The sequence below is a fragment of the Clostridium sp. genome (assembly GCF_034179595.1).
Lineage (GTDB): Bacteria > Bacillota > Clostridia > Clostridiales > Clostridiaceae > Clostridium.
In genome coordinates this window covers 1-25,493 of sequence record NZ_JAXFPT010000064.1, presented here as the reverse complement: position 1 = coordinate 25,493, position 25,493 = coordinate 1, and the positions used below count along the sequence as shown (strand labels likewise).

Sequence of the window (25,493 nt, the reverse complement as noted above, 5' to 3'; positions counted from 1 at the left end):
TGTTGAAAGAGTATACTCTTAAAAATGGAGTTAAATTAATATATAAAAAAGGCGTTTCAGATCTTACTTCTATATGTATATCTTTAGATGCTGGAGCCTTAAGAGATGGAAAAAAGTACGGAATAGCACATGCAACTGAGCATATGATTTATAAAGGGACTAAAAATAGAAGCGAAGAAGATATAAATAAAGAACTTAGTGAAATTTTTGGATTCCAAAATGCTATGACTAATTTCCCATATGTAATATATTATGGAACTCTTTTAGGTGAAGACTTTAAAAAAGGTATAGAGCTTTTTTCAGATATTATTATAAATCCTTCTTTTGAAAATAAAGGCTTTAAAGAAGAAATGGATGTAATAATTGAAGAATTAAGAGAATGGGATGAAGATTTAGAACAATATTTAGAAGATAAGTTGTTTTTAAATTCATTTAAAGATAGAAGAATTAAATATCCTATAATAGGAACATTTGATAGCTTAGAAACTATAACTTTAAAAGATATTAAAGAGTTTTATAAAAAAACATATTTCCCAAAGAATACTAAGATTGCAATTGTCACTTCATTAGATTTTGATATAGTTTTAGATATAGTAAAAACATATTTTGGGCAATGGAAGAATGATTCAGAGATTACAGAAAAAGTAGTTTATGAAGATATTTGTTCAAAAGTTTTTGAAGATAATAAAAATGATATAAAAACTAGTAAAATACAAATAAACTTCCCAATTGATAGTCTTACTAATAAAGAAGTAAGAGCACTTAGAATATTTAATGAATATTTTGGTGAAGGCATAAATTCTAAGCTTTTTGATACATTAAGAACTAAAAATGGATTGGTATATGATGTTTTAACTAGAGTTTGCCATGAAAATGGGATAAAGTTTTATAAGATTACATTTAGTACAGCTAAAGAAAATATAGATAAATCATTAGCTTTAATAGATAAGTGTATTTTAGATGCTAAAAATCTTAAAGAAAAAACTTATGAATCTGATATTTTAAAGTGGAAGAAAAGTTTTAGATTAAAGAGGTTATTTAGAGAAGAACAAAGCATAGTTTTAGCTAAAGAGTTATCTACTTATGATACTATGTTTAATGACTATAAGGTTTATACAGATGAAACTGAAAATATAGATGATATTGATTTGGATTTAATGGTAAATACAATAGAAAAAGTATTTAAAAATAAATTAGTTCAGATTATTAAATAAAAAATTGCCTTATTAATTTAAGGCAATTTTTTTTATATTAAATTTCGAATTAAAGTAGCATATATTAAGTATTATAAACGAATATATAAAATAAGGAGAGATACTATGAAGAAAATACCTGTATTACAGACATTGTTAGATTATCATGATGAAAAGAATTTAATCTTATCGATGCCAGGTAATAAATGTGGTTTAGGGTTTTTAAAAGATGAAATAGGAAAAGAATTTGCAGAAAGAATGGGCTTTTTAGATATAACGGAAAATGATCCTTTAGATAATCTTCAACATCCAGAAGGTATAATAAAAGAAGCAGAAGAGCTTTTGGCAAAAACCTATAATGGTAAAAAAGGGTATTTTATGGTTAATGGAAGTTCAGGAGGTAACTTAATATCTATCTTTAGTGCTTTTAATGAAGGTGATGAAGTAATAGTAGAGAGAAATTGTCACAAGTCTATATACAATGGATTAATATTAAGAAAGCTTAAAGTTACTTATATAAACCCTATTATAGATAAAGAAAGAGATATATTTTTACCTCCAAATAAAGAAAAGATTTATGAAGCACTAAAAAAGAGCAAAAAAGCAAAAGGAATAATATTAACTTCACCAAATTATTTTGGTATAAGTTATCAATTAGAAGATATAATTAAGGATTTAAAAAGTAAAGGACTAAAAGTTATAGTTGATGCAGCTCATGGGGCACATTATGGAATAAATAAAAGACTACCTAAAAATATTTCAAATTTAGCAGATTATACAATTTTAAGTGCTCATAAAACTATACCAGCATTAACTCAAGGTGGATATTTAATAGTAAATGATGATAATGAAAATGTAGAATTTTATAAAAATGCTTTTCTTACAACTTCACCATCATATCTTTTAATGGCATCTTTAGATTATGCAAGATATTATTTAGATGAATATGGTGATAAAGATTATGAAGAGCTTATAAATAGAGCTGAAACTTGGAAAGAAAAAATAAATAATCTCAAAAAGGTTCATATATATTCTAAAGAAGACTTAAAGGAAGGATATGAATTTGATTTAAGTAGATATTTAATGATATTACCTAAAAATTATAGTGGTCATAAACTTCATAGTTATTTAAGAAGCAGAAAAATTCAAGCAGAGATGAGTTTTTCAAGAGGAGTAGTTTTAATACTATCTCCATTTAATGAAGATTGTGATTTTAGAAAAATATATGAAGCTATAGAAAATTTAGAAATAGATTCTATAAAAGAAGAAAATTCATGTAATTTCTTTGAAATTTCACCAAAGAAGGTTCTAGAGCCTTTTGAGGTTTTTGAAAAGCAAGGCAAGCTTTGTAAGATTGAAGAGTCTGTTGGGCTTATAGCAAAGGAAGCTATAATACCATATCCACCTGGTATACCATTAGTTTGCCAAGGTGAAATTATAACACAAGATGCTATAAATATTGTTAAAAGCTATATAAATAATAAAAAAGATGTAATTGGACTTTACAAAGATAGTTTTAAAGTAATAGATACAGAATAATTTTAAAAAAGATAAGATTAAAAAATCTTATCTTTTTTTTGTTTTATTTTATTAAATTTAAAATATATTAGTAACAATAAGAGACATAACTCATATATTATATTGAGATATGAAAAACTCATAATTATATTGAGATGAGAAATAAGTATACAAAAGAGAGGTATAAGCCATGGGTAGAAGAAATAACAGATATAACTGTAATAAATGTGATAAATTGGAAAAATGTGCAATGGAAATGGCAGCAAGAAATCAAAAATTAATAGAATGCATAAATAAAAAAATAAATGAAGTAATGGGCTTACAACAAGAAGCAGATAGATATCTTGAAAAAGCTGAATGCTTATTTGCTGAAGCAGAAGACAAAACTAAAGAAGTTAAATGTTTAGTTAAAAAGCTTGAAGAAATGGTAAAAGCTACAGACTGCGCATTTGTAAAAGCTGCTGAATGCTGGAGAAATGAAGCAGAAGCTAATGAAGAAGACGATGACGATTGTGACTTTAATGGTCGCTGGAACTGCAGATAATTAAATTTTTTAGAAACTATAAAAAGAAATTTTTATAGTTTCTTTTTTGATAATTTTATAGATATTTAAAAAATAGAAAAAGGCATTGAACTTATTAAAATATAGTTATATAATATAGAAAATAAAAATATATATAAACCTAACCTTCGTTCTCTTGTTTTGAGGGATGAAGGATTTTTATTTTAAAATAGGATTATTGAGATAATAGGGAGGAGTAAATATATGGATGAGATTCTTGAAGTATTAGAGAAAGATAGCAGATATACTGATGAAGAAATAGCAATAATGACTAATAAAACTGTAGATGAGGTTAGGGAAGCTATAAGAGACTATGAAGAAAAAAATATAATTGCTGGATATACTACTCTTATTAATTGGGAAAATACAGGCAAAGAAACAGTAACAGCTTTAATAGAAGTTAAGATAACTCCACAAAGAGGTCAGGGTTTTGATAAAGTTGCTGAAAGAATATATAAATTTTCAAATGTAAAAGCATGCTACTTAATGAGTTCTGGAGGTTTTGACTTAACAGTTATAGTTGAGGGTAAAACTATGAAAGAAGTTGCTATGTTTGTATCTGAAAAACTTGCAGTACAAGAATATGTTCAAGGAACTGCAACTCATTTTGTACTTAAGAAATATAAAGATCATGGAACAATATTTAAAGACAAAAAAGTAGATGATAGGGAGAATATATTTATATGATTATGGAAAAAATGATTTTAGATAAAGTAAAGGATATGCCCCCATCAGGAATAAGAAAATATTTTGATATGATAAATGAGATGGAAAACGTCATATCACTTGGAGTTGGGGAGCCTGATTTTGTAACGCCTTGGAATGTTGTAGAAGCTGGAATATATTCATTAGAAAAAGGACACACTCATTATTCTTCAAATGCAGGATTTATTGAGTTAAGAAGAGAAATATCAAATTATATGAATAGAAGATATAATCTTTCTTATAGACCAGAAGATGAGATATTAGTAACTGTTGGAGGAAGTGAAGGTATTGATTTAGCGCTTAGAGCTTTAGTTGGTCCTGGAGATGAAGTTATAATACCAGAACCTAGTTTTGTAGCTTATAAAGGATGCACTGCATTTACTGGGGCTACAGCAAAAATAATTAATCTAAAGGCAGAAAATGATTTTAAGCTTATGCCTGATATGCTTAGAGAAGCAATAACTCCAAAGACAAAAGTGGTAATATTACCATTTCCTAATAATCCAACAGGGGCTATTATGACAAGAGAAGAACTTGAAAAGATTGTTGATGTTTTAAAAGATAAAGATATAGTTATTTTATCAGATGAAATATATAGTGAATTATCTTATGATAAAAAACATGTATCAATTGCAAGTTTTCCAGAAGTTAAAGATAAAACTTTAGTTATAAATGGATTTTCAAAAGCTTATGCAATGACTGGTTGGAGACTTGGATATGCATGTGGAAATAAGGTACTAATAGATGCTATGAAAAAGATACATCAATATGCAATAATGTGTTCGCCAACTACTGCTCAATATGCAGCTATAGAAGCACTTAAAAATGGTGATGACAGTGTAAGAGATATGGCAAAAGAATATAACAGAAGAAGAAGAGTATTAGTTGATGGGTTTAGAAAAATGGGATTAGAATGTTTTGAACCTTTAGGTGCACTTTATGTATTTCCTTGCATAAAATCAACTGGAATGACATCAGATGAATTTTGCGAAAAATTATTGATGGAAGAGAAGGTTTTAACAGTACCAGGTAATGCCTTTGGAGAATGTGGAGAAGGCTTTATAAGAGCATGCTATGCTGCATCAATGGATGATTTAATTGAAGCTATTAAAAGAATAAATAGATTTATAGAAAACAATAAAAAATAATATATATCTAAAAAGTGATGATATAAATCTTATTATCACTTTTTTATAAATTAAACAATTACATAAATAAAAGTTATATTATTGCATTATGAGAGAAAATTAAAAGAGGGTAAGTATATTGTGAATGAAAAAAATAATATAAAAGTACTGTGTTTTAATGCAGAAGGATCTGTTTTGATTAAATGGATAAAGCATTTTAATAATTGTGATTTACAAAAGAAAATAATCTTAAAAGAAAATATTTTAAGTTTTTATTATACATGCAGAGAAAATATTGATAGGTATAATATTTATTTTATAGATTTAACTAAAACAAATGAAAGTACAATAGTTGATGTTTTTAAGCAAGAAATAAAATCTAACGATAATATAATAGTATTTGGAAATCATGATGAAGTTTTAGCACAAAATTTAAAGCAATATATTTTACTTAATAATATAAAATATACAGATGTAATTATAAATAAAAAAATAACTAAAGTAGATAATTTTATAGATAAAACTGTAATATCTAAAGAGATAGTGAAGTTTTATATAAGTAAATTGATTAATACAGATGATTGTTCTAAAGGGATAGTTTATGTATCAGAAAAATCTCCAATAAAAAGATGTGGGTTTGTGGTTTATGATATATTAAGAGAGTATAAAGAATTATATTCTCAAAAAGAAATAGTTTTAAATATAATTAGTGGAGAAAAATTATACTTAGACACACTATCATATATTACAGATCCTATTTTAGAGTATACAAATGAACATGCAAAAATAAAAATAAAGAATATAATTTCAAAAGAACTTAATGAAGATTTCATTGTAAGTGTATTAGGAGTTCAATAACATATGTTATTGAACTCTTTGTCGTTTTAAATCGAATTTTACTTAAATAAGTTAAATAATTATTTAGAAACTTAAATATGGTTTAAATTTTGTTGTTAATATTATAACATAAATGTGAAATTAATAACAAAGCATTTGATAAATAAAAATAAAAAACAAAGGAGGATGTAATTCATGAATATATTAAGTATTCTTGGAAAAACATTAACGGATAATTCAATTATTGGAGCGATTTTTTCATCAATAGCTATTATTTTCTTAGGATTTTATTTAAGAAAGAAAGATATAATAAAAGATGGAGCATCAAAGATATTATCAAAGGTTGCATTATCAGTAGCAATACCTGCTCTAGCACTAAAATCATTCTTAGTAGATATAAATAAACAAAGCATGCATGAAGGAATGAATATTTTAATATGGGGATTTGCAATATATATAATCCTTATATTCTTAAGTAAATTACTTTATGTAAGATATAAAGGAAGTAAGCAAGATGCTTTAAGAGTATTAACTATATTTGGTTCAACTACTTTCTTTGGTACACCAATAGTACAAGCTGTTTACGGAACAGTAGGGGTTATGTACTCATCAATATTTAACATAGCTTATAGAGTATTCCTTTATTCATATGGTTACATAAAAATGTCTGGTATAAAAATGGATAAAAGCAATTTTAAAAAGAATTTAAAGAGCATGTTCTTAAATCCAGTAATAATTGCTACATTCTTAGGACTATTTATATGGTTATTCCAAGATATGTTACCACAAGTTGCAGTTGCAACTCCAGAAGGTGTAAAAAGTTATGCATTTTTAAGAATAGATAAAACAGTACCATGGCTTTATCAACCATTAACATACTTAAGTTCATTATGTTCACCACTTGCATGGTTAGCAATCGGAGCAAATCTTGCAACAGTACCATTTAGTGAAGCTATATCTTCAAAAGAGTCATGGATTTATAGTATAAAGAAAGTTATATTAGTACCATTAATAAATGTTGTATTATTATATATCTTAAATGTTACAGGTATATTACCAGTATCATATGTTGGACTAGCTACAATAGTAATAATGATGGCAACACCAACTGCAACAGTTGCAGCTGCATATGCTATAAGTTTTGATAAAGAATCACTTTTATCATCTAAGTGTTCATTATTATCAACAATCGTAGCAGTAGTAGGTATCCCATGTTGGATAGTTGTATTAGAAGTTATTAAAAATATAGGATTATTTGTATAGATAACATAAGAAGGAGTGACTTATATGTCAATTAAATTAGTTTGTTTTGGAGTAAGAGAAACAGAAGTTGAATTCTTCAATAAATTAAATAAATACGGATATGATTTAAAACTTGTAGAAAAAGGATTAAATCATGAAAATGTTAAAGAAGCAATAGGTGCTGAAGCTATAATGGTTAGAGGAAACTGTATGGCTGACAGACAAAACTTAGAATTATTAAGCAAACACGGATTAAAATATGTTCTTACAAGAACAGTTGGATTTGACCACGTTGATTTAGAAGCAGTTAAGGATTTAGGACTTAAGTCAGCAAGAGTTCCAGGATATTCTCCAAATGCAATATCAGAACTTGCAGTAACTTTAGCTATGATGTTACTTAGACATACAGCTTATACTGTTAACAGAACAAAAGATAAAGATTTTACAATAGATGCTACTATGTTTAGTAGAGAAATCAGAAACTGTACAGTAGGTATAATCGGAACAGGAAGAATCGGACTTACAACAGCTAGACTTTTCAAAGGTTTAGGAGCTAAAGTTTTAGGATATGATGTATTCCAAAGTGATGCTGCAAAAGAAGTTGTTGAATTTGTAAGTGAAGATGAATTATTAAATAAATCAGATGTAATATCAGTTCATATGCCTTATATAAAGGATGTTAACTATCACTTCATCGATGATGAATTTATATCAAAAATGAAAGATAATTCAATACTTATAAACACTGCAAGAGGAGAACTTCAAGATTTAGACGCTATAATAAAAGGTCTTGAAAGTGGAAAACTTGCTGGATTTGGAGCAGATACATTAGAAGGAGAAGGAAATGTATTCTTCAAGAACTTAAATGGACAAGAAATAGCAGATAAGAATATTGAAAAACTTGTACAAATGTTCCCTAAAGTATTATTAACTCCTCATATGGGTTCATACACAGATGAAGCATTAACAAACATGATAAGTATTTCATATGACAACTTAAATGATTACTTAGTAGGAAATGAATGTAAAAATGCAATAGCTTAGTATTTTTTATAGTAACCTCACTATGATTAGAAATAATCTAGTGGGGTTATTTTTTTACTATTAAATTATTTATATATTATAATAACTTAGTATATGAGTTATAATTAGGAGGGCTAGAATGACTTTTGAAAAGAGAATTAAAATAAGAAGTATAATAATAGCTATAATACCTATAGTGCTTACATTTATTATTTTTATGAATTTTAGAGTAAGTACCATGAGAGATGACATAAAAAAAGATTTAAAAGAAACAGCTTATGTAGTAGCACATACTTCATTAGTTCAAGAAAAATTAGAATATAAAAAGCTTGATTTTTCTATTCAAAATTATGTTAATAATTATATAAAAGAATTTAATAATGTAGATATTATAGTTGTTGGAGATATGAATGGAAAAAAATATTCACATTTAGACGATAAACAAATAGGACAAAAATATGTAAATCCTGATTATATAGATGCTGTAAAAAACTCTTCTAATTATTATTCAACCATGAAGGGGTCTATGGGGACTACATTTAGATATTTTGAGCCTATATATTATAATGGACATCAAGTTGGCTTTGTGATGGTAGGGAAGTATTTTAAAGATATTAAATCTCTTACTATTAAAATTATAGGTGTATCATTGTTTCTTTTTGTAATTGTATTAATAATTACTATTTTACTTTCAGGAAACTTAGCTAAAAAAATAAAAAAAGAAATGCTTGGTATGGAACCAGAGGAAATTGCAAGATTATATAATGAGAAAAAAATAATACTCGATTCAATAAGTGAGGGTATTATTGCTATAGATAATGAAAATAAAATATTAGAGATAAATAATAATTGCTTAAAAATGTTTGAAAATTTAAATATTAATGAGCTTATAGGAAAATTATCGAGTTATATAGAAAAGCGTGAAAAGATTAAAATGAAAGAAGTATATTTATCTGGAGAAAAAGTTTTTGTTAATTTAGAATTTATAGAAGAACAAGATAAGCATTTAGGAGCTGTAATCACATTATTAAAAGCTGAGAATATAAATAGACTTGCTCGTGAAATAACAGGTATAGATGATCTTTTAAAAAATGTTAGAGCAAATGTGCATGAATTTAAAAATAAACTTCATGTAATACTTGGGCTTATAAATATAGAAGAATATGAAGAAGCTAAGAAATATATTTATGATTCTCAAAAAGAAGTATCAGAAAGCTCAATAAGCTTAGGAAACATAAATGATAACTTAATAAGTGCTATATTGCAAAGTAAAAAATTAATTGCAAAAGAGAAGAATATTAATTTTATAATTGATAAAAAGTCTTATATGAAAGAAGAACATGGAAATATAACATCTATAGACTTGATAACAATAATAGGAAATCTTATTGAAAATGCTTTTGATGCATGTTCTGAAAATGATAAAGAAAGCTTTGTTAAGGTATTTATCTATGAAGATGATAAAGATATAAAAATAGAAGTATCTGATAATGGGAATAGTATAGATAAAAATATAATAGATAAATTATTTGAAAATGGAGTGAGTTCAAAAGGAAAAGGGCGTGGTATAGGATTATTTTCTGTTAAAAGTAAGGTGGATTTATATGATGGAAATATTAAAATAAAACAACATAAAGGTTATAAAGAATTTAAGATTTCAATAAAAAGGAGGGAATAGTATGAGAAATGTTATTATTGTAGAAGATGATCCAATGGTAGCTCTTATAAATAAAAAATACATAGAAATGATAGAAGGTTTTAAAGTAATAGGGACAGTTTCGGATAAAGAAGCCTTGATGAAGTTGTTAGAAAATAATGATGTAGATTTAATTTTAATGGATGTATACTTACCTAAAGAAAATGGCATACAAATATTAAAATATATAAGAGAAAGGGACATAATAGTAGATGTTATAATGATGACGGCTGCTGATAATACAGAAGGAATAAAAACAGCATTTGCATATGGAGTTATAGATTATCTTATAAAACCATTTGAATTTGATAGGTTTAAAAAAGCTGTAGATAAGCATCTTAAAAATAATAGGATTTTAATAGGTAAATCTAGATTAGATCAATTATCTATTGATAAAATATCTAATAATAATGTTGTAAACAATGAATATACTGATTTACCTAAAGGTATAAATAAGACTACCTTAAATAAAATATATGAAGTTATAGAAAAAAATGATAAAGTTTATTGGACTATTAGACAAATATCAAAAGAGACTGGTGTAAGTAATGTAACTATAAAAAAATACATAGATTATTTAGAAAGTATAGATAAAGTTATAGTTAACATAGACTATGGAAATGTTGGTAGACCAGAATTTAAGTATACATTTAAGTAAGTTTTAAAAAATTATTATATAGAGCTCTATACTTGTATATACATATTATATATTAAATAAGATTATGGGAGAGGTTTATGGTATATGAAAAACATAAATATATAGGGCTTTTAGGATTATTATCACTTATAGGATTGAAAGGATTTACAGCAAGCCAACCATTATATTATATATTTTTTCTAAATCTAATTTGGTTTACTTGGTTTTATGAAAACAGTCCAGTGTATAAGAAATTTAAGTGAGTTAATCAAAGAAAAAGTAGTGAAATTTTATAAATTTCACTACTTTTTTTAATAGTTTCTTATAATTTAGCTAAAAATATAATTTACATTAAAAAAGTTTTGTGCAATAATAGTACTTTATTACAAAAAGTAGGAAGAGGGATATATTATGAAAATAGGATTTGATCATAAAAAATATTTAGAAGAACAATCTAAATATATATTAGAAAGGGTAAATAATTACGACAAGCTATATTTAGAATTTGGAGGAAAATTAATTCAAGATTTACATGCTAAAAGAGTATTACCAGGCTTTGATGAAAATGCTAAGATTAAATTATTACATAAATTAAGAGAAAAAGCAGAAATTATAATCTGTGTATACGCAGGAGATATTGAAAGAAATAAAATAAGAGGCGATTTTGGAATAACATATGATGCTGATGTTTTAAGATTAATAGATGAATTAAGATCATATGATTTAGATGTTAATAGTGTTGTAATAACTAGATTTGATGATCAACCTGCTACAAAGATATTTATAAATAAACTTGAAAGAAGAGGAATTAAAGTTTATAAACATAGATCAACTAAGGGATATCCAACTGATGTTGATACAATAGTAAGTGATGAAGGATATGGAAAAAATCCTTATATAGAAACAACTAAACCAATCGTTGTTGTTACTGCACCAGGACCTGGAAGTGGAAAGCTTGCAACTTGTTTAAGCCAACTTTATCATGAAAATAAAAATGGAAGAGTAGCTGGATATTCAAAGTTTGAAACATTCCCGGTATGGAATGTTCCGCTAAAGCATCCACTTAACATTGCATATGAAGCTGCAACAGCAGATTTAAAAGATGTTAATATGATAGATTCATTCCATTTTGATGCATACAATAAAATTGCAGTAAACTATAATAGAGATATTGAAAGTTTCCCTGTTTTAAAGAGAATAATTGAAAAGATAACAGGAGAAGAATCAGTTTATAAATCACCAACTGATATGGGAGTTAATAGAGTAGGTTTTGGAATTATAGATGATGAAGTTGTAAAAGAAGCTTCAAAACAAGAAATAATAAGAAGATATTTTAAAACTGCTTGTGAATATAAAAAAGGGTATGTTGATAAGGAAACATTCCAAAGAGTATCCCTTATAATGAGTGAATTAAATTTAAAAGAATCAGATAGAAAAGTTGTTACAAAGGCAAGAGAAAATTCAGAAAGACTTAGAAAACTTAAAAATACTAATGATATATGTCCATCAGTTTCAATTGAATTAGAAGATGGAACAATAGTTACAGGTAAAACTTCAGAATTAATGGATGCAACAGCAGCTGTTATCATAAATGCAATAAAGCATTTTGCAAATATTTCAGATGATATACATTTAATATCGCCAGTTATATTAAACCCTATAATAAAATTAAAGAAAGAAACATTAGTTTCAAAAAGACCAGCACTTACTTGTGAAGAAGTACTTATGGCGTTAAGTATTTGTGCTGCAACAAATCCAATGGCTCAAGTTGCTATAGAAAAGCTTCCTATGCTTAAAGGAGCACAAGCTCACTCAACAACAATAATAAGCAATAATGATGAGCAAGCATTTAGAAAACTTGGCATTGATATAACTTGTGATGCAGAATATGCAACAGAAAATTTATATTACTAAGCTTTATAATATTAACAAATTTTAAAGAGAGAAGAAAATTCTCTCTTTTTTATGAATTTGATGTAATTAATATAAACAAAATGTAAACAATTTAAATTTTAAACAAATAAATTTTAATATTAAATTTAGGTTAAATATTAAAACAATAAGTAAACAAAACAGTTAAAGCATTTAAATAAAAAAAACTAACGATTATACTAATATAGGAGCGGTATTTATACTGCTATATGTTTATAAGGAGTGACAGAAATGTTCAATTTAAATCCAAAAGAAGATAAATTTTTTGTACTGTTTGTTGAAGAAGCAAAAAATATTTGCGAAGCTGCTAAGTTATTAAAAAAGGGCTTTGTTGAATTAGAGGATAAAGAAAAAAATTCTAAAGCTATAGGAGATCTTGAACATAAAGGGGACAAGATAGTGCATGATAGCATAGTAGAGTTAGAAGATGCATTTATAACACCTTTAGATAGAGAAGATGTTTATAGTTTGATAAAAAAGATGGACAATATCTTAGATTCTATCGATTCAGCTGGAAGTAGACTTATCATATATGATTTAAAGGAGACTAGAGAAGAAGCTATAAAGATGTGCGATATGATAGTACACGCTACAGAAGAAGTTGTAAATTTAATGGAAGAGCTTAAAAAGATAGGAAAGAAAAATAATAGAATATTAGAAAAAATAAGAGAAATTAACTCAATAGAACATAAAGGGGATATATATTATAGACAAACTATCACAGACCTATTTAAAAGTGGAGATGAAGTTTTAGAAATAATAAAATGGAGAGATATATTCTCATTATTAGAAAATACATTAGATGATTGCGAAACTATTGCAACTATTGTTGAAGGAGTTGTAATGAAGAATGCATAGTACAGCTGTTATAATTACTGTAGTAATAGTTGTTTTGTCGTTAGCATTTGACTTTATAAATGGATTCCATGATACTGCAACGGCAGTAGCAACAACAATTACAACAAGAGCATTAAAACCTAAGACAGCAATATTACTTTGTGCTGTATTTAATTTTATAGGGGCATTCACTGGAACAGCAGTTGCTAAAACTGTTGGAGATGATATAGTAAGTAATAAGTATATGCCACAATGGGTATTAATTGGGGTACTAATTGCTTGTATAATATGGAACTTATTAACTTGGTATTTTGGTATACCTAGTAGTTCATCTCATGCATTAATAGGTTCATTAATAGGTGGAGGTATAGTATATAATAGAAGTTTTGCTGTAGTTCAATGGTCAAATGTATTTAACCATGTAATAGTTTGGTTAGTATTAGGACCTGCTATTGGTTTTGCATTAGGTTACATAATAATGGTAGCATTAAATTGGATACTTAAACCTTTCAAACCTAGATTTGTAAATAGATTATTCCAAAAACTTCAAATATTAGCATCAGCATTTATGGCATTAAATCATGGTGGTAATGATGCACAAAAGTCAATGGGTATAATTACAATGGCACTTTTAAGTGGTGGATTTATAAGTACATTTGAAGTTCCAGATTGGGTAATGGCAGCATGTGCACTTGCTATGGCTCTTGGAACATCAATTGGTGGTAAAAAGATAATAAAAACAATGGGTAGCGGAATGGCAAAACTTACTCCTGTAAGTGGATTTGCAGCCCAAATGGGAGCAGCTACTTCAATTTTAGGAGCAACTTTATTCCATGCACCAGTAAGTACAACTCAAGTTATTACAACTACTATAATGGGAGTTGGAGCATCAAAAAATGTTAAATCTGTAAAATGGGGAGTTGCAAAAAACATCATATGGGCTTGGATTTTAACAGTTCCATTAAGTGCTATAATTTCAGGTATAGTAGTAGAAATTTTAAAATTTATTATATAATAGTATATAAAAGGATAGATTTATAAGTTTAATCTATCCTTTTTTTATGATACTAATAAAAACTATATTTTTAAAAAGAAAAATATAAAATATACTTTCGCTATAATGTGAGAATATGTTATTATCTATTATGATAATTAAAAGAAGGGGAGATTTAATTGTATATTATTAATTTCATAAGAGGCTTTTGTATGGCATTAGCTGATAGTGTACCTGGGGTTTCAGGTGGAACTATTGCATTTATTTTAGGTTTTTATGATAAATTTATAAATTCTCTAAATAATTTAGTTACTGGTAGTAAAGAAGAAAGATTAGAAGCAATAAAGTTTTTAGTTAAGCTTGGTATAGGATGGATATTTGGATTTGTTTTATCTGTATTATTCATAACATCAATATTTGAAAAACATATTTATGAAATAAGCTCACTTTTTATAGGCTTTATCATATTAGCTATTCCTATAATATTTAAAGAAGAAAGAGAGAGCATTATAGGAAAGTATAAAAATATAATATTTTTAATAATTGGAATAGTTATTGTTGCTGGGATTACATATTTTAATCCAGCATCATCAGGTGGAAAAGGTGTAAGTGTATCAATTGATCATTTAAATATAGGTCTTGTTATTTATATATTTATATCTGCAATGATTGCAATATCTGCAATGGTTCTTCCTGGTATATCAGGTTCAACAATACTTTTAATATTTGGCCTATATGCGCCAATACTTGGAGCTATAAAAGAAGTTATTAAATTTAATTTTGATTACTTGCCAATAGTTATAGTATTTGTGCTTGGAGTAGTAACTGGAATATTAGTTACTATAAGAGGAGTAAAATATGCTCTTGCAAATTATAGATCTCAAACAATATATTGTGTATTAGGCTTAATGATAGGTTCATTATATGCAGTAACTATGGGACCTACTTCACTTGAAGTACCTAAAGCACCTATGGATATTCATTCATTTAGCATAATATATTTTGTGATAGGTGGAGCTATAATTTTTGCTCTTGAAAGGGTTAAAGTTAAATTAGAAAAAAAGAATTTAAATAATAATTAATTATTCATGCAAATTTAAAAGAGTTGATTTTAAATAAATCAACTCTTTTTCATATCTTCTAAATCAGATAATAAGATTATATTATTACGACCACTATTTTTAGCAGAATATAAATTTTTATCAGCTATCTTAACAAAATCTTTTATTTCTAAATTTATATCATCTATAACATATCCACCTAAACTACAAGTTAATTTTAAAGATATATCATCATAGATAAATGTGTGAGATTCTACTTCTTTTCTGATTCTATTTGCAATTTTGTTTGTAGTTTCTGGAGAAACCTTGTCTAAAATTATTATAAATTCATCTCCACCAAATCTACCAAAGAAAGACTCATCTTCTCTAATGCATGAAGAAATAATATCGCAAAATTCTACTAAAACTTTATCACCTATTTCATGTCCATATGTATCATTTATTTCTTTAAAATGATCTATATCAATCATTATGATTGATACAGGAATATTTTCTTTAGTCAATTCCTTAGATAATCTTTCATTTATTGCTCTTTTATTATAGACATTAGTTAATACATCTTTATTGACAATACTATTAAAAGAATAATATGGATCTTCTAAAAATGGAGTTTTTGAATTATCTAAGATAAATTTATTATCAGATATATCTTTTTTTAATACAAGTATATAATCATAATTATTATATGTAATTGGAGTTGCAAGAGTCATAAATGTTTTATCATATTCTATTCCAATGTCAACTGCAGTTTTATTTGTTTTACATGCTTGTGAAACTATGCAAGTTTTACAACTATCATTTTTGCAAGTTTTACAACTATCATTTTCACCACAAGAGTTAATACATCTTGAAGGCTTTTGTGTGCTCATATGTTTTTTATCATCAATTTTATTATAGATACCTATGATAATCTGATTTTTAGGATCGACTAATGCCATAGTATCATAAAAATCATTAAATATAGATAATCTTTCTTTTATATCATTAAGTAAATTCAATGCTCCCAACCTCTTATAATTTTATTAATAGTCTTATTTCAAATCACATTATACAAACTGATATATTAAATGACAATAAAATTTTTGAAAGTTAATATTTAATTAGTATTTCATTTAAAAGTTAACTTTCACTTAATAAATTTAGGCTATATTTTATCATTAAGATAGAAAATAAATTTTTTAATTATCATAATATTTAATATATTAACGCAAATAAAAAAGAGTTGATTTTAAAATCAACTCTTTTTTATATCTTCTAAATTAGATAATAAAATTATGTTATTACGGCCACTATTTTTAGCAGAATATAGATTTTTATCAGCTATCTTAACAAAATCTTTTATTTCTAAATTTGCATCATCTATAACATATCCACCTAAACTACAAGTTAATTTTAAAGATATATCATCATAAATAAATGTGTGAGATTCCACTTTTTCTCTAATTCTATTTGTGATTTTATTTACAATTTCTAGAGGAACTTTTTCTAAAATTATTATAAATTCATCGCCACCAAATCTACCAAAGAAAGATTCATCTTTTCTAATGCATGAAGAAACAATATCACAAAATTCTACTAAAACTTTATCACCTATTTCATGTCCATATGTATCATTTATTTCTTTAAAATGATCTACATCAATCATGATGATTGATACAGGAATATTTTCTTTAGTCAATTCCTTAGATAATCTTTCGTTTATTGCTCTCTTATTGTAAATATTAGTTAATATATCTTTATTAACAATGCTATGTAAGCTATGATATGAATCTTCTAAAAATGTACTTGTTGGATTATCTAAGATTAATTTATTATCAGATATATCTTTTTCTAATACAACTACATATCTATAATCATTGTATGTAATTGGAGTTGCAAAAATTAAAAATGTTTTTTCAAATTGCACTTCTATTTTAACTACAGTTTTCTTTGTTTTATGTGATTGTAAAACTATACAATTGTTACATTTATCATTTTTGGTCCAAGAATTAACACACCTTAAAGGGGTTCTTGTTTCGCTAGATTTTTTAGGGTCAACTTTATTATAGATATCTATGATAATATGTTTTTCAGGATCGATTATCATCATAGTATCATAAAAATCATTAAATATAGATAATCTTTCCTTTATCTCATTAAGTAAATTCAATTAAATCAACCTTCTTATATATTATTAATAGTTTTATTCCAATTCACATTATACAAATTCATATAATTAATAACAATAGTATTTTATAAATTTAATATATTAATACAAATTTAAAAGAGTTGATTTTAAATAAATCAACTCTTTTTCATATAATCTAAATCTGATAATAAAAGTATATTATTACGGCCACTATTTTTAGCAAAATATAAATTTTTATCAGCTATCTCAATAAAATCTTTTATTTCTAAATTTGCATTATCTATAACACATCCACCTAAGCTACAAGTTAATTTTAAAGCTATATTATCATAAATAAATATGTGAGATTCTACTTTTTTTCTGATTTTATTTGCAATTTTATTTGCAGTTCCTAGAGAAACGTTTTCTAAAATTATCATAAATTCATCGCCACCAAACCTACCAAAGAAAGATTCATCTTTTTTTAGACATGAAGAAATAATATTACAAAATTCTACTAAAACCTTATCACCTATCATATGGCCATACGTATCATTTATTCTTTTAAAATGATCTATATCAATCATTATAATTGAAGCTGGAATACTATCTTTAGATAAATGTTTAGATAATCTTTCATTTATTGCTCGTTTGTTGTAGATATTAGTTAACACATCTTTATTTAAAATATTATGCAAGTTACAACATGAATTCTCTAGTTTTTTGTATTCTGGATCATCTAATATAACTTTAGTATTAGATATATTTTTTTCTAATACAACAATATATTTTTTATTATCATATGTAATTGGTGTTGCAATAGTTAAAAATGTTTTATTATATTCTAATTCAAATTTTACGCTAGTTTTATTTGTTTTATATGCTTGAAAAATTATGCAATCTTTATTATTCCTTTTGTTATTCAAAAAACCAATATATCTATAATATCTAGTTTGCTTAAGTTTTTTAGAATTGGTTTTAGAATCGATATCTATAATAGTGTGATTTCTTGGATTAATTAATATTATAGTATCGTAAAGATCTTTAAATATAGATAATCTTTCTTTTATATCATTAAGTAAATTCAATCCGATCAACCTCTTATATATTTATTCATAATTCTAATTTAATATAGCTTGTGTAAATTATTTAACCATTTTGTTCTAATTTGTATTTATATAAAATTATACAAGTTAATACATTTAATAACAATAAATTTTAAAAAACTTTATATAATGATAAATTTTTTTAATAAAGTTAACTTTCATTTAATAAATTTAAACTATTGAGATGGACAATAAAATTTTTCCCTACTATAATATTTAATATATTAATGTAAAAGAGGAGTAATAAACAGTGATTGAAATTAAAGATAAAAAAATAGAAGAATCAGCTAAACAATTAGAAAAAGCAATAGAAATAGTTGGTGGGATAGATTATTTAAAGAATATAAATAATGAATCACAATTAATAGAGGAAATATTAAAAAATCTATTCTTTAAAGGCGAAGCACTTTTATTTATAGAAGGTAGAGGATATGCTGTAGGTGAACTTATTGAACTTAAAGTAGAGTTTGAAAAATATTTCTTGAAGAATAAGAAAAAGGTTATATCAAGAATTGTGTCAAAAATCAAAGAATATAATACTTTATTAGATAGTAAGATAAGAAAATTCAAAAGAACTAATTCTATTGAAGAATTTAGAGAAATAGTAAAAGAAATAGAAGATAAATATGCTTGGGAATTTGATAATTTCTTCTTAATGTATATAGATAATATTGATGAAAATAAAGATTACTATGGAAAATATTTAACTGAAAAGAAAAAACAAATAATAGATAGTGTTTTAGTTAAGTTAGGTATATAAATTTCAAAAGATTTGTACTATAATAATTATGTAATATTATTTATATAATGTTCTTTTAAATTTGTTTCTTTAAATTACTTTACAAACAAATTAATAGAAATATAAATTAATCTGGAAGCGAGTTAATTTGATAATGTTTTAAAGGATATATTTTAGTATTATATCTTTATTATTTAGTACATATAGGATTAGTTTTCTAAATTAAAAACTAGAAAATTAGTCTTTTTTTGAAAAAACCTTTATTAAAAAATGATTATTGGTTAAATTTTAAAAATAATAGCCGATAAATTGGAAAGGAAACTTTATGGATATAAAAAACATTATAGATAAATTATATAAGGAACATAATGCTAGTAGAGAGGAACTTTTATATCTTTTAGATAATATAACAGAAAAGGATCAAGAATATCTATTTGAAAAATCAAATGATATAAGACTTCAAAATTACGGAAATAAAGTGTATATGAGAGGACTTATAGAGTTTACTAATTACTGCAAAAGAGATTGCATGTATTGTGGAATAAGAAAAAGCAATAATAAAGCAGATAGATACAGATTAACATTTGATGAAATAATAGAGTGTGCTGATATAGGAGATAAGCTTGGCTATAAGACATATGTACTTCAAGGCGGAGAAGATGCTTATTTTACTGATGAAAGAATGATTGAAATTATAAAGGAAATTAAAAAAAGACATCCAAATAATGCAATAACACTTTCATTAGGGGAAAGAAGTTATGATTCATACAAGAAGTTATTTGAAGCAGGTGCTGATAGATATCTTATAAGACATGAAACAGCATCAAAGCATCTATATGATAAGCTTCATCCAGGTGCATCTTTTGAAGAAAGAATACAGTGTTTAAAGAATCTAAAAGAAATAGGTTATCAAGTTGGAGATGGATTTATGGTTGGGCTTCCAGGTCAAACAAATAATGATTTAGTAGATGACTTATTATTTATAAAAGAGTTTAAGCCTGAGATGTGTGGAATAGGTCCATTTATACCACAAAAGGATACACCACTTGGTAAAGAAGAAGGTGGAACTTTAGAAAAGACAGTTATAATGTTAGCTATAATTAGATTATTACTTCCAGATGTATTACTTCCAGCATCAACAGCTTTAGGAAGTGTTGATCCATTAGGACGTGAAAAAGGAGTTAAAGCTGGTGCAAATGTTGTTATGCCAAATCTTTCACCAACAGAAGTTAGAGATAAGTATGCTTTATATGATGGTAAGATATGTACAGGAGATGAAGCAGCAGAATGCAGAATGTGCATAGAAGGAAGAATGAGAAGATTTGGATATGAAGTAGAAGTAGGTAGAGGCGACAATGTAAAGTGGCTTAAGGACAACAAACAATAGAAGAATAGTTTGGAGGAATTAAAATGTTTATAGATCACGAATTAATTAATAATATTTTAGAAGAAACAAAAAATCCAACTGTAGAAGAATCAAGAAAAGTAATAGAAAAAGCAAAAAGAAGAGAAAATTTAGATTATAGAGATATAGCTATACTTTTATCAACAGATGATGAGTATACTCTTTCAGAAATGTATAAGTTAGCTGGAGAAATAAAAGAAAGCATATATGGAAAAAGAGTTGTAATGTTTGCACCACTATATGTAAGTGATTATTGCGTAAATAATTGTGTTTATTGTGGATATCAAAGATGCAACGACTTCCATAGAAGAAAATTAACACAAGAAGAAGTTGCAGAAGAAGTTAGAATCCTAGAAAAGATGGGTCATAAGAGATTAGCATTAGAACTTGGAGAAGACCCAGTAAATGCTCCTATTGAATATGTATTAGAATGTTTAAAGACAATATATAATACTCAAAATAAAAATGGAGAAATAAGAAGAGTAAATGTAAATATAGCTGCAACAACAGTTGAAGAATACAAAATGCTAAAAGAAGCAGGAATAGGTACATACATCTTATTCCAAGAAACTTATCATAAGCCAACATATGAAAAGATGCATCCAAATTCAAGAAAAGGAAATTATGAATATCACTTAACTTCTTTTGATAGAGCTATGGAAGCTGGAATAGATGATGTTGGTGCAGGAGCATTATTTGGACTTGCAGATCCTAAATTTGAAGTTTTAGGACTTATGATGCATAATGCTCACTTAGAAGAAAAATTTGGGGTTGGTTTCCATACAATTTCAGTTCCAAGAATAAGAAAAGCAAAAGGAGTTGATATGGCAGATTTACCACACATCCCAAGTGATGAAATGTTTAAGAGAATAGTTGCAGTACTTAGAATTGCAGTTCCATTTACAGGTATAATCCTTTCAACAAGAGAAACAGCAGAAATGAGAAGAGAATTATTAAGATATGGAGTTTCTCAAGTTTCAGCAGGATCAAGCACAGGAGTTGGTGGATATAAAGAAAGAGAACAACATGGAAAAGCTGATACTCAATTTGAAGCATCAGATAACAGAACACCACTTGAAGTTATCAAAGAATTATTAGATGATGGATATATACCAAGCTATTGTACAGCATGTTATAGAAAAGGAAGAACAGGGGATAGATTTATGTCTCTTGCAAAAAGTGGAGAAATACAAAATGTATGTGAACCAAATGCTATATCAACACTTGTAGAATATGCATTAGATTATGGTGATGAAGAATTTAAAGAAAAAGCATTAAAGACTGCATATAAAGTAGCAAATGAAATAAAAAATGAAAAAACAAAGAATATTGTTTTAGGCAATATTGAAAAGTTAAAAGAAGGAAAGAGGGATCTTTTCTTATAATTAGGAGATGATTTGTATGAATAATACACCAAATTCAAATAGAAAGCATGTTGCTATTTTTGGAAATACAAATAGCGGAAAATCTTCCTTAATGAATAAGATATTAGGACAAGAAATGTCTTTAGTATCTAATGTTGAAGGAACAACAACAGACCCAGTTCAAAAAGCAATGGAACTTATACCTGTTGGTCCAATACTTTTAATAGATACAGCAGGACTTGAAGATAAATCAGAACTTGGAAAACTTAGAGTTGAAAAAACAATGGAAGTTTTAAAAAAGACTGATGTTGCAATATTTGTACTTGATGCTTCAAGCCCAGATTTTGAATCTTTTGATAAATGGAAAATTGAAGCTTTAAGATATAATATTCCATTTATTGTAGTTGCAAATAAGGCAGAAGTTGCAAATAAAGAGATTGTTGAAGCATTAAAAGAGAAGTATGAAAATGTTATATGCACATCTACAGTAACTGATATAGGAATAACTCCTCTTAAGGATGAATTAGTAAAATTATTAGAAAAAGAAGATGATGAAAAGTCACTAATTGGAGATTTAGTTCCTTACAATGGAAAAGTAATTTTAGTAGTTCCTATAGATTCAGAAGCGCCAAAGGGAAGATTAATTCTTCCACAAGTTCAACTTATAAGAGATTGTTTAGATAATGGGATTAAAAGTTATGTAGTTCGTGATACTGAACTTAAAGATGCTTTAGAAGATTTAAAGGATGTAGATTTAGTAGTAACTGATTCACAAGCCTTTAAAAAGGTAAGTCAAATAGTTCCGGAAAACATTAGACTTACAAGTTTTTCTATACTTTTTGCAAGACAAAAAGGTGATTTAAATGCTTTTATTGAAGGTGTAAACAAGATTAGAAATCTAAAACCTAATGATACTATATTAATATCAGAAAGTTGTACTCATAATGTTTCTCATGAAGATATAGGAAGAGTCAAAATTCCAAAGCTTTTAGAAAAATATGTTGGAGGAAAACTTAATTTTGAATTTAGAGTAGGTCATGATTTCCCAGAAGATATAGAAAAGTATGATTTAATAATTCATTGTGGAGCTTGTATGATAAACAGAAAAACTGTTTTAAATAGAGTTAAATCTTGCGGTGAAAAAAATATACCAATAACTAATTATGGTGTTGTACTTGCCTTTTTAACAGGGATATTAGAGAGATCTACTGAAGATTTAATTTAAAGGTTGTTTTATATTTTTATAAAATAATGTATAATAAAGAAGAATTAAATAGCTAGGGGTGCTTAAAAAAGCTGAGAAATAGTTAATTAATGCTATTAACCCTTTACCTGATATGGATAATGCCAACGTAGGGAAGCAAGGATATAATTAATTTTATATTGTATTTTATGGCTTTCTGTGTGTTTCACATAGAAAGCCTTTTTAAATTTATTAAGAGAAAAACATTAATTTCCTAAATGACATTAGTAGTTTAGGAAATTAATGTTTTTTTTCTTTAGAAGGAGTTAAAAATGAAATTTACAGATTATTTATTTAAAGAAACTAAAGAAATATTTGATGAATATTTAAAACATCCATTTTTAAAAGAGCTTGGTCAAGGTATTTTAGATAAAGAAAAGTTTAAAGATTATCTAATACAAGATTATTTGTATCTTAAACAATATGCAAAGGTATTTTGTATTGGGATAGTAAAGTCTCAGGATATGGATGATATGAAATTCTTTTATGAGTCAGTAAAAGGAATCATGGAAGATGAAACAGCTGTACATATAAAATATCTAAAGAATTTTTGAATAAGCAGAAAAGATTTAGAAAATGAAAAGATGAATTTAGTCAATTCTAGTTATACTAGCTATATGTTAGGACAAGCTTTAACTGGTGATGTATATGATATAATAGCAGCTATTCTTCCTTGTACATGGAGTTATGATTATATAGGACATAAACTTTATACAAAGTATAGAGATAACTTAGATAATAACTTCTATAAAGAATGGATAGAATCTTATTCTAATGAAGAATATCATGAACTTGCGAACAAATGGATAGATTATACAAATATTATGTGTGAAAATTTAAGTGATTCTAAAAAGAAAAAACTAAAAGATATATTTATAAATTCATGCCTTTATGAGATGAAATTTTGGAATATGGCATATAAGATTGAAGGTAAGTAGATATGATGATTAATATATTAATAATTTTTTTTTACGGTTTGTATGTTTGTATTATATGGAATTAGTTTAAAAAAGAATCCATTAAACACCAAGAAATTAGTTGTAATAGGAATGTATTGTGCAATATCATTTTTATTATATTTAATACATTTTATAAGTTATCCTCAAGGAGGAGGAATATCGTTATTTTCAATGCTTCCGATAATGCTATTGTCAATTTTTTATGGACCAACTACAGGAGTAACTGGTGGACTGATTTTTGGACTGCTTAAATTATTAAATGGTGCATTTATAATTCATCCAGTACAGTTTTTATTAGATTGTATACTTGCTAATATGGCATTTGGTCTTGCTGGTATTTTAGGAAATGATACTAGACTAAAAATAAATATAGGTTCATTTATTGCTGTAGTTTTAAGTGTTTTTATATCAATAATATCAGGTGTTGTATTTTTTGGTCAGTATGCACCAAGTGGAATGAATGTATGGATATATTCATGTGCTTATAATATAAGTAGTGTAGGAGTTGAGGGGATACTTAGCATTATAGTTATGAATTTTCTTCCTTTAGTAAAGTTAAAAAGATTAGCTATTAAGCAAAACTAAATAAAATAAGCTATTTAATTCAAATTAAAGTGGTCATATGACCACTTTTTTTGTTTATGAATAAAATTTTATGTTATAGTAAATAAGTAAAAATAAAAAAGTTTTGGAGAAAAGATATGAAAAACGGATTTGATTAGAATGGCTACGCACAATCATGACTTTATTAGTCATGAGTTAGTAGCCAAAATAGTCAGCGTATAGAGAAATCTATATGTAGAGATAGGTAAAACCTATCCAATACTACTTGAATTGCTGGAAAATCCTAAAGCTAACTAAACTACAGCATAACCATGAAATAAGGGTAAATGTGAATGTTACGAAAGTAGAAAAAATTAGTTAGATGGTATATGGTTAAATCCTAAGTGCTTATATAATGGATAATCAGCAGGTAAGCTCCGAATAGGAGAAACTTCAACGACTATCCCTCCTGAGGGGAGTACACTACAAGCTATTGGTAGTGGAAGTGGGTAGACCTAAACAGATAATGCTGTAGGATAAGATATAGTCTGTGCTTAATAGAAATATTAAGAAGTTCATAAGAGAACTGTACGGAAAGTAGCGTTTCCGTATGAACGAGACCTCAAAAAACGATTAAAGCAGAATCCTATGATTCTTGTATAT

Annotated in this window: 23 protein-coding genes, 1 pseudogene and 1 riboswitch; of the genes and pseudogenes, 21 read left to right on the top strand and 3 right to left on the bottom strand. The window is 26.3% G+C overall.

All coding sequences use genetic code 11. The features are described 5' to 3' along the window. Positions 1-2: 2 nt before the first annotated feature. From SPJ33_RS07415 to SPJ33_RS07345, 15 genes are all read left to right on the top strand, one after another. Positions 3-1,214, top strand: a complete 1,212-nt coding sequence (locus tag SPJ33_RS07415; protein ID WP_321117334.1) for a pitrilysin family protein — start codon at positions 3-5, stop codon at positions 1,212-1,214. A 105-nt stretch (positions 1,215-1,319) separates the two neighbouring features. Then, entirely contained in the window at positions 1,320-2,732 is a 1,413-nt protein-coding gene (locus SPJ33_RS07410) for an aminotransferase class I/II-fold pyridoxal phosphate-dependent enzyme (RefSeq protein ID WP_321117333.1), read from the top strand. Between the two features lie 169 nt (positions 2,733-2,901). After that, the gene (locus SPJ33_RS07405) at positions 2,902-3,255 is read left to right on the top strand and encodes a hypothetical protein (protein ID WP_321117332.1); all 354 of its coding nucleotides are present in this window, start codon (positions 2,902-2,904) and stop codon (positions 3,253-3,255) included. 222 nt (positions 3,256-3,477) lie between these two features. Then, on the top strand, positions 3,478-3,960 hold the full coding sequence (locus SPJ33_RS07400) for an Lrp/AsnC family transcriptional regulator (RefSeq protein ID WP_321117331.1): 483 nt from the start codon (positions 3,478-3,480) through the stop codon (positions 3,958-3,960). Further along, the gene (locus SPJ33_RS07395) at positions 3,957-5,126 is read left to right on the top strand and encodes an aminotransferase class I/II-fold pyridoxal phosphate-dependent enzyme (protein ID WP_321117330.1); all 1,170 of its coding nucleotides are present in this window, start codon (positions 3,957-3,959) and stop codon (positions 5,124-5,126) included. The genes SPJ33_RS07400 and SPJ33_RS07395 overlap by 4 nt, the downstream gene beginning before the upstream one ends. Before the next feature lie 120 nt (positions 5,127-5,246). Then, positions 5,247-5,963: a hypothetical protein gene (locus SPJ33_RS07390; protein WP_321117329.1), complete on the top strand. Its 717-nt coding sequence runs from the start codon at positions 5,247-5,249 to the stop codon at positions 5,961-5,963. Between the two features lie 174 nt (positions 5,964-6,137). Next, positions 6,138-7,205 (top strand): AEC family transporter, encoded by a 1,068-nt coding sequence (locus SPJ33_RS07385; protein ID WP_321117328.1) that lies wholly within the window; start codon positions 6,138-6,140, stop codon positions 7,203-7,205. Positions 7,206-7,229: 24 nt separating this feature from the next. Further along, positions 7,230-8,228: a 2-hydroxyacid dehydrogenase gene (locus SPJ33_RS07380; RefSeq protein ID WP_321117327.1), complete on the top strand. Its 999-nt coding sequence runs from the start codon at positions 7,230-7,232 to the stop codon at positions 8,226-8,228. A gap of 118 nt (positions 8,229-8,346) precedes the next feature. Further along, a complete protein-coding gene (locus SPJ33_RS07375) occupies positions 8,347-9,885 on the top strand; it encodes a sensor histidine kinase (RefSeq protein ID WP_321117326.1) in 1,539 nt (512 codons plus the stop codon). 1 nt (position 9,886) lies between these two features. Then, on the top strand, positions 9,887-10,561 hold the full coding sequence (locus SPJ33_RS07370) for a response regulator (protein ID WP_321117325.1): 675 nt from the start codon (positions 9,887-9,889) through the stop codon (positions 10,559-10,561). Positions 10,562-10,638: 77 nt separating this feature from the next. After that, entirely contained in the window at positions 10,639-10,803 is a 165-nt protein-coding gene (locus tag SPJ33_RS07365) for a hypothetical protein (protein ID WP_321117324.1), read from the top strand. A gap of 148 nt (positions 10,804-10,951) precedes the next feature. Then, positions 10,952-12,454 carry a DUF1846 domain-containing protein gene (locus SPJ33_RS07360; RefSeq protein WP_321117323.1) on the top strand — a complete coding sequence of 501 codons (1,503 nt, stop codon included), beginning with the start codon at positions 10,952-10,954 and terminating at the stop codon, positions 12,452-12,454. Between the two features lie 249 nt (positions 12,455-12,703). Further along, positions 12,704-13,330: a DUF47 domain-containing protein gene (locus SPJ33_RS07355; RefSeq protein ID WP_321117322.1), complete on the top strand. Its 627-nt coding sequence runs from the start codon at positions 12,704-12,706 to the stop codon at positions 13,328-13,330. Then, entirely contained in the window at positions 13,323-14,324 is a 1,002-nt protein-coding gene (locus tag SPJ33_RS07350) for an inorganic phosphate transporter (RefSeq protein ID WP_321117321.1), read from the top strand. The genes SPJ33_RS07355 and SPJ33_RS07350 overlap by 8 nt, the downstream gene beginning before the upstream one ends. Before the next feature lie 158 nt (positions 14,325-14,482). Continuing rightward, positions 14,483-15,385, top strand: a complete 903-nt coding sequence (locus SPJ33_RS07345; RefSeq protein WP_321117320.1) for a DUF368 domain-containing protein — start codon at positions 14,483-14,485, stop codon at positions 15,383-15,385. Between the two features lie 38 nt (positions 15,386-15,423). Here the strand turns inward: SPJ33_RS07345 and SPJ33_RS07340 are convergent, their stop codons facing one another. The 3 genes from SPJ33_RS07340 to SPJ33_RS07330 all read right to left on the bottom strand — a co-directional run bounded on the left by SPJ33_RS07340 (position 15,424) and on the right by SPJ33_RS07330 (position 18,559). Next, positions 15,424-16,362: a GGDEF domain-containing protein gene (locus SPJ33_RS07340; RefSeq protein ID WP_321117319.1), complete on the bottom strand. Its 939-nt coding sequence runs from the start codon at positions 16,360-16,362 to the stop codon at positions 15,424-15,426. Between the two features lie 236 nt (positions 16,363-16,598). Continuing rightward, a complete protein-coding gene (locus SPJ33_RS07335) occupies positions 16,599-17,513 on the bottom strand; it encodes a GGDEF domain-containing protein (protein ID WP_321117318.1) in 915 nt (304 codons plus the stop codon). 134 nt (positions 17,514-17,647) lie between these two features. Then, positions 17,648-18,559, bottom strand: a complete 912-nt coding sequence (locus tag SPJ33_RS07330; protein ID WP_321117317.1) for a GGDEF domain-containing protein — start codon at positions 18,557-18,559, stop codon at positions 17,648-17,650. A gap of 268 nt (positions 18,560-18,827) precedes the next feature. Between SPJ33_RS07330 and SPJ33_RS07325 the strand changes: the two genes are divergently transcribed. The 6 genes and pseudogenes from SPJ33_RS07325 to thiT all read left to right on the top strand — a co-directional run bounded on the left by SPJ33_RS07325 (position 18,828) and on the right by thiT (position 24,872). Continuing rightward, entirely contained in the window at positions 18,828-19,337 is a 510-nt protein-coding gene (locus tag SPJ33_RS07325; RefSeq protein WP_321117316.1) for a hypothetical protein, read from the top strand. A 304-nt stretch (positions 19,338-19,641) separates the two neighbouring features. Next, a complete protein-coding gene (gene hydE, locus SPJ33_RS07320) occupies positions 19,642-20,703 on the top strand; it encodes a [FeFe] hydrogenase H-cluster radical SAM maturase HydE (protein WP_321117315.1) in 1,062 nt (353 codons plus the stop codon). A gap of 23 nt (positions 20,704-20,726) precedes the next feature. Beyond that, entirely contained in the window at positions 20,727-22,106 is a 1,380-nt protein-coding gene (gene hydG, locus SPJ33_RS07315; RefSeq protein WP_321117314.1) for a [FeFe] hydrogenase H-cluster radical SAM maturase HydG, read from the top strand. Positions 22,107-22,122: 16 nt separating this feature from the next. Beyond that, positions 22,123-23,310, top strand: a complete 1,188-nt coding sequence (gene hydF, locus SPJ33_RS07310) for a [FeFe] hydrogenase H-cluster maturation GTPase HydF (RefSeq protein WP_321117313.1) — start codon at positions 22,123-22,125, stop codon at positions 23,308-23,310. A gap of 44 nt (positions 23,311-23,354) precedes the next feature. Then, positions 23,355-23,461, top strand: a riboswitch (TPP riboswitch). Between the two features lie 139 nt (positions 23,462-23,600). Beyond that, positions 23,601-24,266, top strand: a pseudogene (tenA, locus tag SPJ33_RS07305) (thiaminase II). A gap of 42 nt (positions 24,267-24,308) precedes the next feature. Next, on the top strand, positions 24,309-24,872 hold the full coding sequence (gene thiT, locus SPJ33_RS07300) for an energy-coupled thiamine transporter ThiT (RefSeq protein ID WP_321117312.1): 564 nt from the start codon (positions 24,309-24,311) through the stop codon (positions 24,870-24,872). Positions 24,873-25,493 lie beyond the last annotated feature (621 nt).